This window comes from Sphingomonas sp. OTU376 (assembly GCF_038440415.1).
Lineage (GTDB): Bacteria > Pseudomonadota > Alphaproteobacteria > Sphingomonadales > Sphingomonadaceae > Sphingomonas > Sphingomonas kyeonggiensis_A.
Map to the genome: position 1 here is coordinate 12,557 of NZ_JASATQ010000068.1, position 15,247 is coordinate 27,803.

Genomic DNA, 15,247 nt, shown 5'->3' on the forward strand with positions numbered 1-15,247 from the left:
TACAGGCCAAGAACGGTTTTCAGCGGCCTGCCTCGCAACATTGCTGCGCGAGACCGCTCCTATCTTTCCTACATCGGAAGAACGCTCCGGGACGGCGTGAGCCGCCCCGGAGGTCGTTCCCGTTACCAGCGCTTGGACAGCCGGATCTGCAGGGTGCCGGCACGTTCGCCCTGACCGGCGCGCAGGCCGGTCTCGAAGTCGAACGACCAGCCGCTGCTCAGGATGTCGAAGCGCGTGCCGATGCTCAGCTGGAGCTGCTCGCGCTTCCAGCCATTGCCCGCCAGATCATAGAGCGCAGCACCCGGGATATCGGCATAGTCGAGCCACTGGGCATCGACATCGGCGAACTCGTGGTTCCACTCGGCGCGGATGCGCGGGGTGATCGAACCGAAGCTCACCTTCTGGCGATATTCGAGGCGCCCGCCCAGCGTGCCGGTGACCGAGCGCACCTGGCGCGCATCGAAGCGCAGGTTGTAGCGCCCGGCACCGCTCTCCGCATAGGCGTCCAGGTCCGCATCGAGATACTCGGCGCGGCCATAGAGCGACCATTGCAGCGGGCCGCCCGCCCGGTCGATGCCGAGCGAGATCGCGGCGACCGTGTAGCTGCCATCCCGGCTGCCGCGCGCCGTCGCGTTCACCGCCGCGGCAAGGCGCCGGGTGGTGAAGTCGAGCTGGCCGCGGCCGACCATGCCGTCGATGAATGTCCCGCTTGCCGGCTGAATGCTGGCATAGGCGGCATAGATGGTGCTGGTGCCGCGCACCTGCGCCGCCGTGCCGATCCGGCTCAGGTCATTGCCATAGCCGCCACCCAGGCCGACGAGGATATCGTCGGACAGCTTGATGTCGGCGCCGGCGCTGAGGCCCGCGGTGGTGGCGGTGATCTTGCTGCGATCGGTGCGCTTGTCGCGCGTGCCGATGTCGATGGCACCGCCCGCCCAGGTCGCGACCGACCCGTTCCGGCGCTTGCCGTCCTCATCGACACCCGAGGCCGCCTTGGCCGGCCCTGCCGTGCCGCCGACCCCGCCCGTGGTCGCGACCGTGCGGCCATAGCCGAGCTGGTCGGCCCGCGAGAGCGGCGACTGCGGGTTGTTGGCGAACTGGCCGATCGCCGGATCCTCGCCCGAGACGCGCATCCGGTCGGTGATGGCGAGGCCCCAGTTCTTGTCGTCGGGCCGCTGCAACGCCATCGTCCCGTCGCGCGAGCCGAGCGTCACGCCCATGGCGAGGCCGGTCGCGCCGCCCCCGTTATGGAGCTGCTCGGTGCGCCGCATGAAGTTGGACACCTGTGCCCGGGCGAAGCGGCGTGCCGTCTCGGCCTGGGCATCGCTGATCGCCGCGATATCCGGATCGTTGCGCGGATCGGGGCGGGCCTGGACGGTGAGCGTCACGGTCGACGGCGCCGAGGCACCGAAGATGTTGCTCAGCGTATAGTTGACCACGATCTGCCCGCCGAAGCGGTTGTTCGGCGTCACATCCAGACGATAGGTGCCGTTGCCCGCCGCCACGATCGTGGTGGTTGCCGAATTGGCCGGCGAGATGCTGACCACGGTCGCGCCGGTGATCGGCCCGCGCGTGGCCCCGTCGGTGAGCATCACCGACACCATCTGGCCGTCGCCCGCCGTCGCGGTCTTGGGCGTCGCGATCGGCACCTGGCCGACCACGGTGATCGTCACCGTGCCCGGCGACGAGGTGCCGCCAGGGCCGGTCGCGGTGAAGGTGAAGCTGTCGGTGCCGGCATAATTGGCTGCCGGGGTATAGGTCGCGACATAGGGCGAGACCGGTGCCACCGCGGTCGGCGTCAGGCTGGGCCCTGCCCCGCCGCTCAGCGTAACCGTGCCGTGCGCCGGCTGGCTGGCGATCTGGATCGAGTCATAGACGCCGGTGACCAGCGACGAGAGGTTGATCTGGACACTGGTGCCCGCCGTGGTGGTGCTGCCCGGCACCGTGCCGGTGCCCGGCGCCGCGCTCGGCGGCGGCGGGGTGGCGACCGTCAGGCCCACCGTCGCCGCGGCCGAAGTGCCGCCCGGACCGGTCGCGGTGTAGGCGAAGCTGTCCGCACCGTAATAGCCGGTGGTCGGAACATAGGTCACGACATCCCCGCTGACCGTCGCGGTGCCGTGGGTCGGCGCCGTGCTGATCGTGATGCTGGCATGCACGCCAGTGATCGAGGGCGCGAGATCGATCGCGGTACCTGCGCTGTTATAGCCCACCGCCACGCCGGTCTTGTTCGCCGCCACCGGGGCCGGCGGCGTCGCCACCGTGATGCTCACCGTCGCCGGCGCCGAAGTGCCGCCGGGGCCGGTCGCCGTGAAGGTGAAGCTGTCCGCGCCATAATAGGTCGCGGCCGGGGTGTAGGTCACCACATCGCCGGCGATCACCACCGTGCCGTGCGTCGGCGCCGTGCCGATCGCGATCGCCGAATGCACGCCGGTGATCGAGGCGCTGAGATCGATCGCCGTGCCCGTGCTCGCATAGGGCACCGCCACGCCCGGCTTGTCGGCTGCGACCGGTGCCGGCGGCAGGCCCACCGTGATGCTTACCGTCGCCGGCGCCGAAGTGCCGCCGGGGCCGGTTGCCGTGAAGGTGAAGCTGTCCGCACCGTAATAGGTCGCGGCCGGGGTGTAGGTCACCACATCGCCCGCGATCGTCACCGTGCCGTGCGCCGGTGCCGTGCCGATCGCGATCGCCGAATGCACGCCCGTGATCGAGGCGCTGAGATCGATCGCCGTGCCCGTGCTCGCATAGGGTACCGCCACGCCGGTCTTGTCCGCCGCCGTCGGAGCCGCCGGCGTCGCCACCGTCAGGGTTACGGTCGAGACGTTCGACGCACCACCCGGGCCGTTCGCCACATAGGTGAAGCTGTCCGCGCCATAATAGGTGGCGCTCGGGGTGTAGGTGGCAACGTCACCGGCAACGGTCACACTGCCATGCGCGGGTGCCGTGCCGACTGCGATGCCCGAATGCACGCCCGTGATCGAGGCGCTGAGATCAATCGCAGTGCCGGTGCTCGCATAGGGCACCGCCACACCGCTCTTGTCGGTAGAGACCGGCGCGGGCGGCAGGCCCACCGTGATGTTCACCGTTGCCGGCGCCGAAGTGCCGCCCGGGCCGGTCACCGTATAGGTGAAGCTGTCCGCGCCGTAATGCGTGGCGTTCGGGGTGTAGGTAGCGACGTCACCGGCGACGGTCACCGTGCCGTGCGCGGGTACCGTGCCGACAGCGATGCCCGAATGGACACCGGTGATCGACGTCGACAGGTCGATTGCCGTGCCGGTGCTCGCATAGGGCACTGTCACGCCGTTCTTGTCGTTCGCCACCGGTGCCGGCGGGTTGGCCACCGTCACGGTCACCTGCGCCGGAGCGGAAGTGCCGCCCGGGCCGGTCGCCGTGAAGGTGAAGCTGTCGCCGCCATAATAGTTGGTGGTCGGCGTGTAGGTGACGACATCGCCCGCTATGCTCACCGAGCCATGCTGCGGCGGCGTGCCGATCGCGATGGACGAATGCACGCCGCTGATCGAAGTGCTGAGGTCGATCCCCGTGCCCGTGCCGTTGTACGGGATCGCGACGCCGCTCTTGTCGGTTGTGACCGGAGCGGCCGGCGTCGCCACGGTGATGTCCACCCGCGCAACGTTCGAAGTGCCGCCGGCACCGGTCGCGGTGTAGGTGAAGAAGTCAGCGCCGAAATAACCGGCGGTCGGGGTGTAGGTCACCACATCGCCCGAGATCGTCGTCGTGCCATGCTGGGCAACGGTGCCGATGGCGATGCTGCTGTGCGGGCCGCCGGTGATCGAGCTCGACAGGTCGATGGCGGTGCCGGCACTGTTGTACGGCACCGAAACGCCCGGCTTGTCCGCCGCGATCGGCTTGTCGATGAAGGTGAAGGTTGCCGAGGTCGTGCTGGTCTGGCCGTTGACCGAGACCGTCACGGCCTTCGCACCCGAACCGGCCGCCGGGGCGGTGACGGTGAGCGAGGTAGCGCTCGCCGCCGTGACGTTGCCGTTGCCGGCCGAGCCGAAGGTGACCGTGTTGTTGCCCGGGGTCGTGCTGAAGCCGGTGCCCGAGATCGTCACCACCTGGCTGACCGGGCCCGTGTTCGGCGAGACGCCGGTCACGGTCGGCACGACGGCGAAGGCGCTGCTGCCGGCCGCCGACGTGGTCGGATAACCGCTCGGGGTGAAGGCGCCGAGCGAGAAGCCCGCCGACGAACCGGCGGTGGTGCCGGTATAGCTGATCGTGACGGTGCAGCTGCCCGAAGGGATGCTGAAGCCATTGAACTGGAAGTTCGCACCGCTGTCCGAACCGCTGGCGCCGCAGCTGCCGCCCAGCGCGCCACGGCTGACCAGCGCCGAACCGCTGAACAGCGGCGCGATGTTGGGCGATGCCGAGGCATTGGGATTGGTGAAGGTGATCGTCGCGGTGCCGGTCTGGCCGACGCCGAGCGTGCTGGTCGAGAAGTTGACCGTCACGCCGATCGCGCCCGCCGCACCGACGGTGACGCTCTGCTGGGCCTGGGGCGCGGCGTTCCAGTTGGAGTCGCCCGCCTGGTTGGCGTTGATCAGGCAGGTGCCGGTCGCCTGGAAGGTCACCGAGCCGCCCGAGATCGTGCAGATCGCGGTGGCGCTGGCGTCGATCGAAAGGATCGGCGTCAGCCCCGAGGTCGCCGAGGCGGTCACATTATATGCAGCACCACCCACCGACGCGCTCGGCGCGGTCGAGGGATTGAAGCTGATCGTCTGGTTGCCCTTGGCAATGTTGACGGTGGTGACGGGGGTATCGGCGGTGTCGGCGGGCCCCTGGGCGTCGGTCGCCCGGATGATGTAGCTGAAGGAGCCCGCGACGGTCGGCGAGCCCGAGACGACGCCGGTCCCTCCGTTGAGGGTGGTGCCCGGCACGAAGGCGCCGGCGCTGAGCGTGTAGGTATAGGGCGCGACGCCGCCCGAGGCGGTGTTGGCCTGGTTGTAGCTGGCGCCGACCTGGAGGCCGGTAGCGGCGCTGGCGTTGATCGTCAGGTTCGCCGGGGTGACGGTGAAGCTGCGCGAGACGTCGGGCGCGGCGGTCCAGTTGCCGTCGCCACCCTGGCTGGCGGTGACCGAGCAGGTACCGGTCTGGTGCAGGGTCAGCGTGGTGCCCGAGACGGTGCAGACGCTGGTCGTGGTCGAGGCGAAGCTGACCGTCAGACCCGAGGATGCGGTGGCCGACAGGGTCAGCGGCGAATCATCGAGCGAAGCGTTGGACAGCGTGCCGAAGCTGATCGTCTGGGCGCCCTGGGAAACGGTGACGCTGTACGACTGGGTCCGGGTGTACGGGCCGCCGCTGCCGGCAGTCGAGCCGTCGGTCGCGGTGATGTCGAAGTTGAAGGTGCCGGTCGTGGTCGGGGTGCCCGACAGCGTGCCGCCCGAGAGGGTCACGCCCGTCGGCAGCATGCCCAGCGTGCGCGCATAGGTGTAGCCGGCGGTGCCACCGCTCGCAGTGAAGCTCTGCGAATAGCTGGTGCCGACGGTGGCACCCGGCAGCGCGCCGGAGGCAGGCGAGATGCTGATCGTCGGCGCGCCGATGGTCAGCACCATCGGACCGGTCGACATGGTGTAGGGGCCGGTGCCGAGCGAGCTGTCGGTCACGGTGGCCGTGAAGGTGAAGGTGCCGCTCGCCGCCGGCGTGCCGGTGATCGTGCAATCGGCGTTGAGCTGCGTGCCCGCGGGCAGCGAGCCCGTGTTGAGCGTGGTCCCGCAGGTATAGGGCGCACGGCCGCCGGTGGTGTCGATTCGCACGTTCGAGAGCGCGACGCCGCGCGTGCCGCTGCCCACCGGGAAGGTGAAGAGCAAGGTCGGGTTGTTCACCGGCACGGTGACCGTCGCCGGGGCGGACGTGCCGCCCAGGTTGGTCGCGGTGAAGGTGAAGCTGTCATTACCGCGGAAGCCGCTCGGCGTGGTGTAGGTGACCGTGCCCGAGGAATCGACCGAGACCGATCCGCCCTGCGCCGTGGTCGCCGAGCCGACCGCATAGTTGGTCGGGCTGTTGGTCGCATGGCTGGCGACGCTGAAGGTCGTGTTGCTGATATCATAGGCGACCGCCGCGGCTGTGTACGAGCTGGCCACCGGCGGGGCGATATAGGTGTACTGGTCCGCCGCGCTCGTCGCGCTGGTGCCGCCGGGCGTCGCGACCGTGATGTCGTACGTGCCCGCGGCGCTCGCCGGCGAGGTCGCGGTGATCTGGGTGCTGCTGTTGATCGTGTAGGTCGCGGTGGTCGCGCCGAACTTGACCGCACCCGTGCCCGGCGCCGCCGCGAAACCGGTGCCGGTGATCGTCACCGTCGTGCCGCCGCTGGTCGGGCCCGCTGTCGGCGAGACCGACGTGACCGTCGGCGCCGAGACATAGGTGTACTGGTCCGCCGCGCTGGTCGCGCTGGTACCACCAGGCGTGGCGACGGTCACGTCATAGGTGCCCGCCGCATTGGCCGGCGAGGTCGCGGTGATCTGCGTGTTGCTGTTGATCGTGTACGTCGCGTTGGTCACGCCAAACTTGACCGCACCCGTGCCCGGCGCCGCCGCGAAGCCCGTACCCGTGATCGTCACCGTCTGGCCGCCGCCGGTCGGGCCGGCGATCGGCGAGACCGAGGTCACCGTCGGTGCCGCGATATAGGTGAACTGGTCCGACGCGCTCGTCGCGCTGGTCCCGCCAGAGGTGGTGACGCGGATGTCCACCGTGCCTGCGCTTCCCGCGGGCGAAGTCGCGGTGATCGTGGTCGCGTTGACGAAGGTGAAGCCGGTCGCGGCGGTCCCGCCAAAGGTGACTGCCGTCACGCCGGTGAAGTTGGTGCCGGTGATCGTCACCGAGGTGCCGCCACCCGTCGGGCCCGCGGTCGGCGAGATCGAAGTGATCGTCGGCGCCGGGATATAGGTGAACTGGTCCGCCGCGCTGGTCGCGCTGGTACCGCCGGGCGTGGCAACCGTGATGTCGTACGTGCCCGCGCTGTTCGCCGGCGAGGTCGCGGTGATCTGCGTGTTGCTGTTGATCGTATAGGTCGCGGTGGTCGCGCCGAACTTGACCGCGCCCGTCGGGTTCGCCGCCGCGAAGCCGGTGCCGGTGATCGTCACCGTCGTGCCGCCGGCCGTCGGACCCGCCGTCGGGCTGACAGACGTGACCGTCGGTGCGGTGACATAGGTGTACTGGTCCGCCCCCGACGTCGCGCTGGTGAGGCCGGCATTGGTGACGGTGATGTCATAGGTGCCGGCGCTGTTCGCGGGCGCCGTCGCGGTGATCTGCGTGCTGCTGTTGACGGTGTAGCCCGTCGCATTGGCCGCGCCGAACTTGACGCCGGCCGCGCCGGTGGTCCCCGAGAAATTGGTGCCGGTGATGGTCACCGAGGTACCGCCGCCAGTCGGGCCTGCGGTCGGCGACACCGACGTGACGGTCGGCGTCTGGTTGACCACAGTGGAATCGGTAGCCGTCGGTGAGTTCGAAGCGCCGCCGCCCGACAGCTGCACCTGTGGCACAAGCGGAGTCGTGGCGTTGCTCGCGAAACTGGTGTTCAGCGTAATCGTCGGGCCATTGCCCGTGCCGATCGAAGTGGTGCGCGTGCACGAGCCGGTCTGGCCCGAGCCGCTGCAGCTCCAGCCGGTACCGGTCGCGCTGCTGTAGGTCATGCCGGTGGGGAGCGTGAACGCGGCGGTCAGCGTCGCGGTGCTGGTCGGGGCAGTCGTCGTCGACGGAGTGATCGTGTAGGCCAGCGAGCCACCCTGCGAAGCGTTGCCGCTATGGGTCATCGAGACGCCGAGCACCGGCGTGGGCGCCGAGCAGCTGATCGTGACGCTGGCAGTGCCGTTGGTCGGGCCGCTGATGTTCGGGCCGCCGCCAAAGGAACCGGCATCGAGGCGCACACCGACGATATCGCCCGAGTTGACGATCGTGAAGGAGCCGCTGCCCGAAGCCGCGGTCCGATCATAGGAATTGGTCCCGGTGATCAGATTGTAGTTCGAGTCGGTAAGATAGATGTGGAGGTATACGTTGGTGGTCTTCGTATAGCTCCAGCTGATGATCTCACCGGGCGCGAAGGTATCGACCAGATTCGCGCTGGTGGTGATGTTCTCGTCATTACCGTTCGGCGCGATGAACCCGTAGGTTCCGGACATTGCCGTCGGATTCTGGCCGCCCGCGCGCCCGTTGTTCACATATTGGCCGCTGTTGATCGCGGTGCAGGCACTAGAAAGCGCCCAGGCGGTATTAGGCGCGACGAAGAGAAGTGCGGCAGCCACCGCCCCGCCGACGCGGGTGCGTAGTCGCCCGAGGGCCGAAGGATGATTGGCCGGGGTCGGCGTCTTGCGCCCCCCGATTCGCTGCTTACCAGAGATCCCCGCAACGATCCGACCACAGGCGGAACGCGCCTTCCCCAAGCCCCACGACATGTGCAAACCTACCCCCAACGCCCATGACGGACGAGCGCGCTGTATATATCGCGCGAACGTTGAACAAAAGTCACTAAAATCAGGAATTAGTTCCGAATTAAGGAACTAGTTACTTTTCCACCAAAATGACTTGAAGCGCATCTGGAGGATTATTCACGCCGATAGCTCCCAAATGGCACCTTGAATTTTGCAAATTACGACTTTTCGTCAGCCCACTCTTCCCCACCGAGGCGAGATAGAACGGAATTGAAGTAATAGCCGCTTGTCTGCCCTTGCGATCGCGTATCTAAAAACCCCGCCTTAGGAACCGGCGCGGCATTCCGGCGCGCTGGCCATCGCTAACTTGGGGGGTAGGACAATGTCTGAACCGTTTATGGGCCAGATCATGCAGGTCGGCTTCAACTTCGCGCCGCGCGGCTGGGCCTCGTGCAATGGCCAGATCCTCGGCATCTCGCAGAACAATGCGCTGTTCGCGCTGCTCGGCACGACCTTCGGCGGCAATGGCGTGAGCACCTTCGCCCTGCCGAACGCAGCGGGACGCGGCTTTGTCGGCCTTGGCCAGAGCACCGCCAGCGGCCAGACCTATGTGTGGGGCCAGGTTTCCGGCACCGAGACCGAGACGCTGACGATCGCCAACATGCCGGCGCACAATCACGTCGCCACCTTCACCGGCATCGCCGGCCAGACCTCCGCCACCGGCTCGATCTCGGCGATCAGCGACGTCACGGGCGGCCAGCAGGTCAACACGCCGGCAGCCGGCTCGCTGCTCGCGAACTGCGCCAATGCCGGCACCCAGGCCGTGAAGATCTACGTCCCCTCGGGCACCACCGGCACTTCGGTGAACCTGGGCGGCGTCAACATCACCGGCGGCAACTTCACGCCGCAGGGTTCGGTGCAGGTCGGCATCACCGGCAGCAACATCCCCTTCTCGATCATGAACCCCTATGTCGCGGTGCAGACCAACATCTCGCTGTCGGGCGTGTTCCCGTCGCGCAACTGATCGGCACGACGACCAAACAGAACCGGCTCCGTCGCACCCTGCGGCGGAGCCGGTTTCGTTTCAGCCGTCCTGGATCAGGAGAAGACCGCTTCGTAGATTCGCCGGTCGGGCAGCGGCTGGAGCTGGGTGATCAGGATCGCATGCGGGCCGCCCCTGCCGCAATCGAGCTCATAGGTGGCATCGATCAGATAGACGTCCATCGGCGCTTCGAAGAACAGCGAGAAGGGCGCACGCACGTCGATGCCCCGCAAGGGACTGCGCCGAAAGATCTGGGCAAGCGTGATCTCCACCGGCTCGGGCAGGGTCGAAACGCGGACCTTGCGCCCAACCCAGGGTTCGAAATCTTCCGGCTTAAGTTCCATGTCGTCGCTTTCCCCTCCTGCATAATCAAAGCTATCCTGCCGGTACGGACGCAACACGGGAAGACGGTCCACGCCGTTTCGGGGCAAAATGACGCGGAATAAGCTACCTCCCTTCCCCGCGGCACGGGCCCTCCCGCCCTTGCCCATGGAGTTGCCGGCACAGGGGATCGCGCTGCCCGCAGCCGATGTCGGCAACCTGCCCGAGCTTGCCGATCTTCACGCTCAGGCGCGCATCGCGGAGCTGCTGTTCGCGCCCTGGGCTCCCGACCAGAAACGCGCGTTCCTCGACGAACAATTCGCGCTCCAGCACGCGCATTTCGTGAAGGCCCACCGCAAGGGAGACTTCCGGCTGGTGACGCGCGGCGATGCTCCGATCGGCCGCTTCTATTTCGACAGGAGCGGGCCGGAATGGGTGCTGATCGACATCCTGCTCGCGCCCGGGGCACAGGCCAGGGGGCTCGGCACGACGCTGGTAGGCTGGCTGCAACAGGCTGCACGGGACGCGAACGCAGACCGACTGCGCCTGAGCGTCGCCTATAACAACCCGCGCGCGGAGGCGCTCTACCGACGGCTGGGGTTCGAGGATGCCGGCGACGTGGCCGGCACCCATCTCTCGATGCTCTGGCGGCCTATTCGACCGTGACCGACTTCGCCAGGTTGCGCGGCTGATCGACGTCGGTGCCCTTGGCCACCGCGACATGATAGGCGAGCAGCTGCACCGGCACCGCATAGACCAGAGGCGCGATCAGCGGGTGGACCTTGGGCATGGTGATCGTCGCCACCGTGCCCTCGCCCGCCGCTTCGATGCCGTCATAATCCGAGATCAGGATCACCTTGCCGCCACGCGCCTGAACCTCCTGCATGTTGCTGACCGTCTTCTCGAACAGCGGGCCCGAAGGGGCGATCACGATCACCGGCACGGCATCGTCGATCAGCGCGATCGGCCCGTGCTTCATCTCGCCGGCGGCATAGCCCTCGGCGTGGATGTAGCTGATTTCCTTGAGCTTGAGCGCACCCTCGAGCGCCAGCGGATAATCGGTGCCGCGGCCGAGATAGAGCACGTCGCGGGCAGCGGCGACCACGCCGGCCATCGCCTGGATCGCCTCGTCATAGGCCAGCGCGCCGTTGAGCGCGGCCGGCGCCTCGGCGAGATGCTTGACGATCGCCTTCTCCTCGGCGTCGGACAGCTTGCCCTTGGCCTTGGCGAGATTGGCGGCGAGCGCGGCGAGTACCGCGAGCTGGCAGGTGAACGCCTTGGTCGAGGCGACGCCGATCTCCGGCCCGGCATGCGTCGGCAGCAGCAAGTCGGCCTCGCGCGCCATCGAGCTGGTGGGGACGTTGACCACCGCGGCGATCTTCTGGCCTTCGCTGCGGGCATGGCGGAGCGCGGCGAGCGTATCGGCGGTCTCGCCCGACTGGCTGATGACGATCATCAGCCCGCCCTCTTCCATCACCGGCGCGCGGTAGCGGAACTCGGAGGCGACATCGAGATCGACCGGCACGCGGGCGAACTGCTCGAACCAGTATTTGGCGACCATGCCGGCATAGAAGCTGGTGCCGCAGGCAACGATGGTGACGCGCTTGATCGCCGACAGATCGAAGTCCGGGATCGGCAGCGTGACCTGGTCGTCCATGCGCTGCAGATAGGCGCGCAGCGTCTGGGCGACGACGATCGGCTGCTCGTAGATCTCCTTGAGCATGTAATGCCGGTGGTTGCCCTTGGAGACGAGATCGCCGGTGACGCCGGAGATGGTGACCGGGCGCTCGACGGGGTTGTTGTCCTTGTCGAAGATCTGGGCGCCGTCGCGAGTGATGACGACCCAGTCGCCTTCCTCGAGATAGGCGATGCGCTGGGTGAGCGGCGCCAGGGCCAGCGCGTCCGAGCCGAGATAGGTCTCGCCCTCGCCATAGCCGACGACCAGCGGCGAGCCGAGGCGGGCACCGACCAGCAGATCCGGATGCTGGCGGAACAGGATGGCGAGCGCGAAGGCGCCATGCAGGCGCGGCAGCACCTCGGCGACGGCCTCGGCCGGGGCCATGCCGGCCTCGATCTTCTCGCTGACCAGATGGGCGACGACTTCGGTATCGGTCTCGCTCTCGAACTTGCGGCCGCGGGCGATCAGCTCGTCCCGCAGCGCCTTGAAGTTCTCGATGATGCCGTTGTGGACCAAAGCGACTTCGCCGGTGGCGTGCGGATGGGCGTTGTTGGTGGTGGGACCGCCATGGGTAGCCCAGCGGGTATGCGCGATGCCGGTGGTGCCGGGCAGCGGGTTCTCCGCCAGCTCCTTGCCGAGATTGACCAGCTTGCCCGAGGCGCGGCGGCGCTCGATCCGGCCATCGACATCGGTGGCGATGCCGGCCGAGTCATAGCCGCGATATTCCAGCCGCTTGAGGCCGTCGTACAACCGCTCCGCAACGTCTTCCCGGCCGACGATTCCAACGATTCCGCACATCTCAATTCATCCTTCAGACCGCATCAATGCGGGAATTTGGTATCGACAAAGACCTGGGTGAACTCGACCGGATCGGGCTCCCGGCCATTGGCCGCGACGAACCGGTCCCGCCCCTTGTCCCAGACCTGGCGGATCGCACCCGCAATGCCATCGGGGAACTGCATCCGGGCAACCACGATCGCCCGCCAGTCGCCGGCCTCGCCGAAGACCTCGCGGAACCGGGGCTCCATCGCCGTCAGCTTCGCATCCTGCTCGGCATCGAGATGGCCGATCGAATCAAGGACATAGCTGTCGAGCAGCCGAAGAAAGGGTTTGCCGGCGTAGCGGTCGGTCATGGCGTTGCGGGTTTCCTCATCAGGCAAGTGCAGGCAGCTGGAGATCAGCCGAGGATTTCGATCTGGTCCGCCGTCTCGACGGAGATGCGGGTCTGGAAATGCGAGCCGACCGGCACGCGGCGGGCGATGCCCTTCACGCGCACGCGCTTGCCGACAAGGACGTCTTCGGCGTGTCCGCCGAGCTTCTCCTTGAGCCCGTTGCGCGCGCCGGTGTGCAGCTCGATGGTGAGGTTGCCGGGGTCGCGGTAATTGGCGGCGGAGTTGAGATAGGCGCTGAACCCGCCCGCGCCGGACGAAGCGACCACGAACTCGAACGCGCCCTCGACCTCACCGGTCTTCGAGGCGGCGACCGCCTCGATCGTCTGGGCCGGCGTGAGCGGCACGGCCGTCTGGGCGATCGCCGGAGTGGCGAGCACCAGGGAGAGCATCGCGACCTGGCTGCGCATACGCATCATTTCTTCCCCGCTTCCTTAAGAGCCTTCATCTTCTCGCGGAACTTGCGCGCCCAGCCCGGCTTCACCTGCTGCTCGGCCCGCACGATCCCCAAGGCGTCGCTCTCGACATCGCGGGTCACCACCGATCCGGCGGCGACGATCGCGCCATCACCGATGGTGACGGGCGCCACGAGCGCGCTGTTGCTTCCTACAAAAGCGCCGTTTCCTATGACTGTCCGGTACTTTAAAAATCCGTCATAATTGCAGGTGATCGTGCCCGCGCCGATATTCGCCCCCGCCCCGACGGTGGCATCGCCGATATAGCTGAGGTGGTTGGCCTTGGCGCCGGGGCCGATCACGGCCTTCTTGATCTCGACGAAATTGCCCACCTTGGCACCCTGCTCGATCCGCGCGCCGGGGCGCAGCCGGGCATAGGGGCCGATATCGGCACCGGACAGGATCTCGGCGCCTTCGAGGTGGCTGAAGGCATGGATGACCACCCGGTCGGCCACGCTCACGCCGGGACCGAACACCACGTTGGGCTCGATCGTCACGTCGCGGCCGATCACCGTGTCATAGGCGAACCACACCGTCTCGGGCGCGACCAGGGTGGCGCCCTCGACCATCGCGCGGGCGCGGCGGCGCTGCTGCCATTCCTGCTCGAGCCCGGCGAGCTCGCCGCGGCTGTTGACCCCCGCAACCTCGATCGCATCGGTCTCGATGCCGACCGAGAAGCGGCCCTCGGCACGGGCGAGCTCGACGAGGTCGGTCAGGTAATATTCGCCGGCGGCATTGTCGTTCTTGAGCTGCGCGAGCAAGCGGAACAGGTCCGCCGAGCGCACAGCCATCAGGCCGGAATTGCAGAGGGTTACCGCACGCTCCTCGGGCGTCGCGTCCTTGAACTCGACGATCTTGTCGAGCCGGCCGTCAGGGCCGACGATCACCCGGCCATAGGCGCCGGGATCGGCCGGGCGGAAGCCGAGCACCACCACGCTCGGATCGCCCTCGCCGTGAAGCGCGTCAATCATCCGGCGCATCGTTCCGGTCGTGACCAGCGGCACGTCGCCATAGAGGATCAGGACATCGCCCTGGAAACCGGCCAGCGCCGCCTCCGCCATGCGCACGGCATGGCCGGTGCCGAGCTGCTCGGCCTGCTCGGCGGTCTCGACACCGAGGGGGTGCACCGCCGCCTCGACCTGCTCCTTGCCCGCGCCGACCACCACGACCTCGCGCTCGGCACCCAGCGCCTTCACGCTGTCGATCAGGTGGAGCAGCATCGGCCGGCCGGCGATGGGATGGAGGACCTTGTGGGTATCGGACTTCATCCGCGTGCCCTTGCCGGCCGCCAGGATGATTGCTGCGATCGGTGCGGTCATTTTCCCTCCATTTACCCGTCCCCTGCCACGTTAGCCTTGCCAATTCCATAGGGCTGCTGGCAGGCAGCACCGCCATGGCTGATTTCCCCTTCGACATCGTCGGTTTCGACCTGGACGGCACCCTGATCGACAGCAGCACCGACCTGGTGGGCGCGACCAACCACGCCCTCGATCTGGCCGGGCGGCCGCTGCTCGACAAGGCTGCGGTGATGACCATGGTCGGGCGCGGCGCCAAGCATATGCTGGAGCAGGCGCTGGAGGCCTCGGGCGGCTATGACGAGGCGCTGATGGCGCGGCTCTATCCGGCGCTGCTCGAATGGTACCGCGACCATGTCTCCGAGCATTCGCGTCCCTTCCCGGGCATGATCGAGGCGCTGGACCTGCTGGCGGCGCGCGGCGCGAAGGTGGCGATCGTCACCAACAAGTTCGAATATCTGGCGGTGAAGCTGATCGACGAGCTGGGGCTGAGCGCCCGCTTCGAGACGATCATCGGCGGCGACACGATGGGCAAGGGCAACGCCAAGCCCTCCGCCCTGCCGATCGAGGAGATGATCCGGCGCTGCGGCGGCGGGCGCGCGGCGTTCGTCGGCGACACGATCTTCGACACGCTGGCGGCGAAGAATGCCGGGGTGCCGAGCGTGGCGGTAAGCTTCGGCTTCCTGACCCAGCCGATCGAGGAGCTGGGCGCCGACGCGGTGATCGATTCCTTCGCCGAGCTGGTGCCGGCGCTGGAGCGGCTGGGACAACAGAATTAGGCGTGCACAATTCCCCTCCCTGCAAGGGAGGGGCTAGGGGTGGGTTAGAAAAGGTCGGGCTCGATGCCCGGCCTTTTCTTTTTACCGATGCCGTCTCGCTGGGCGGGGCCCGGGGGGCGGGGGGGGGGGG

9 protein-coding genes are annotated in these 15,247 nt (G+C 67.7%); 3 read left to right on the forward strand and 6 right to left on the reverse strand.

The window, feature by feature from the left end:
- Positions 1-122 precede the first annotated feature (122 nt).
- Positions 123-8,252, reverse strand: a complete 8,130-nt coding sequence (locus AAHM44_RS20800; RefSeq protein ID WP_342251182.1) for an IPT/TIG domain-containing protein — start codon at positions 8,250-8,252, stop codon at positions 123-125.
- 508 nt (positions 8,253-8,760) lie between these two features.
- Here AAHM44_RS20800 and AAHM44_RS20805 point away from each other — a divergent pair.
- Entirely contained in the window at positions 8,761-9,402 is a 642-nt protein-coding gene (locus AAHM44_RS20805; protein WP_269574550.1) for a phage tail protein, read from the forward strand.
- A 74-nt stretch (positions 9,403-9,476) separates the two neighbouring features.
- On the opposite strand, the gene AAHM44_RS20810 is transcribed toward AAHM44_RS20805, so the two are convergent.
- Positions 9,477-9,764, reverse strand: a complete 288-nt coding sequence (locus AAHM44_RS20810; protein ID WP_269574549.1) for a DUF6916 family protein — start codon at positions 9,762-9,764, stop codon at positions 9,477-9,479.
- Positions 9,765-9,909: 145 nt separating this feature from the next.
- Here AAHM44_RS20810 and AAHM44_RS20815 point away from each other — a divergent pair, with 145 nt between their 5' ends.
- Positions 9,910-10,407: a GNAT family N-acetyltransferase gene (locus AAHM44_RS20815; protein WP_342251183.1), complete on the forward strand. Its 498-nt coding sequence runs from the start codon at positions 9,910-9,912 to the stop codon at positions 10,405-10,407.
- On the opposite strand, the gene glmS is transcribed toward AAHM44_RS20815, so the two are convergent.
- From glmS to glmU, 4 genes are read right to left on the reverse strand one after another with little or no spacing between them, the layout of a single operon-like run.
- On the reverse strand, positions 10,394-12,217 hold the full coding sequence (gene glmS / locus AAHM44_RS20820) for a glutamine--fructose-6-phosphate transaminase (isomerizing) (protein WP_342251184.1): 1,824 nt from the start codon (positions 12,215-12,217) through the stop codon (positions 10,394-10,396). The genes AAHM44_RS20815 and glmS overlap by 14 nt on opposite strands.
- 23 nt (positions 12,218-12,240) lie before the next feature.
- The gene (locus AAHM44_RS20825) at positions 12,241-12,552 is read right to left on the reverse strand and encodes a hypothetical protein (protein ID WP_342251185.1); all 312 of its coding nucleotides are present in this window, start codon (positions 12,550-12,552) and stop codon (positions 12,241-12,243) included.
- A gap of 44 nt (positions 12,553-12,596) precedes the next feature.
- Positions 12,597-13,004 (reverse strand): hypothetical protein, encoded by a 408-nt coding sequence (locus AAHM44_RS20830; protein WP_342251186.1) that lies wholly within the window; start codon positions 13,002-13,004, stop codon positions 12,597-12,599.
- Positions 13,004-14,362, reverse strand: a complete 1,359-nt coding sequence (glmU, locus tag AAHM44_RS20835; protein WP_269574544.1) for a bifunctional UDP-N-acetylglucosamine diphosphorylase/glucosamine-1-phosphate N-acetyltransferase GlmU — start codon at positions 14,360-14,362, stop codon at positions 13,004-13,006. The genes AAHM44_RS20830 and glmU overlap by 1 nt, the downstream gene beginning before the upstream one ends.
- Positions 14,363-14,436: 74 nt before the next feature.
- Between glmU and AAHM44_RS20840 the strand changes: the two genes are divergently transcribed.
- The gene (locus AAHM44_RS20840; RefSeq protein ID WP_342251187.1) at positions 14,437-15,117 is read left to right on the forward strand and encodes an HAD hydrolase-like protein; all 681 of its coding nucleotides are present in this window, start codon (positions 14,437-14,439) and stop codon (positions 15,115-15,117) included.
- Positions 15,118-15,247: the final 130 nt, after the last annotated feature.

Excerpts from the sequence above, each read along its gene's own strand:
- AAHM44_RS20805 (WP_269574550.1), top strand. The coding sequence starts at position 8,761 with ATGTCTGAACCGTTTATGGGCCAGATCATGCAGGTCGGCTTCAACTTC.
- AAHM44_RS20810 (WP_269574549.1), bottom strand. The coding sequence starts at position 9,764 with ATGGAACTTAAGCCGGAAGATTTCGAACCCTGGGTTGGGCGCAAGGTC.
- AAHM44_RS20815 (WP_342251183.1), top strand. The coding sequence starts at position 9,910 with ATGGAGTTGCCGGCACAGGGGATCGCGCTGCCCGCAGCCGATGTCGGC.
- glmS (WP_342251184.1), bottom strand. The coding sequence starts at position 12,217 with ATGTGCGGAATCGTTGGAATCGTCGGCCGGGAAGACGTTGCGGAGCGG.
- AAHM44_RS20825 (WP_342251185.1), bottom strand. The coding sequence starts at position 12,552 with ATGACCGACCGCTACGCCGGCAAACCCTTTCTTCGGCTGCTCGACAGC.
- AAHM44_RS20830 (WP_342251186.1), bottom strand. The coding sequence starts at position 13,004 with ATGCGTATGCGCAGCCAGGTCGCGATGCTCTCCCTGGTGCTCGCCACT.
- glmU (WP_269574544.1), bottom strand. The coding sequence starts at position 14,362 with ATGACCGCACCGATCGCAGCAATCATCCTGGCGGCCGGCAAGGGCACG.
- AAHM44_RS20840 (WP_342251187.1), top strand. The coding sequence starts at position 14,437 with ATGGCTGATTTCCCCTTCGACATCGTCGGTTTCGACCTGGACGGCACC.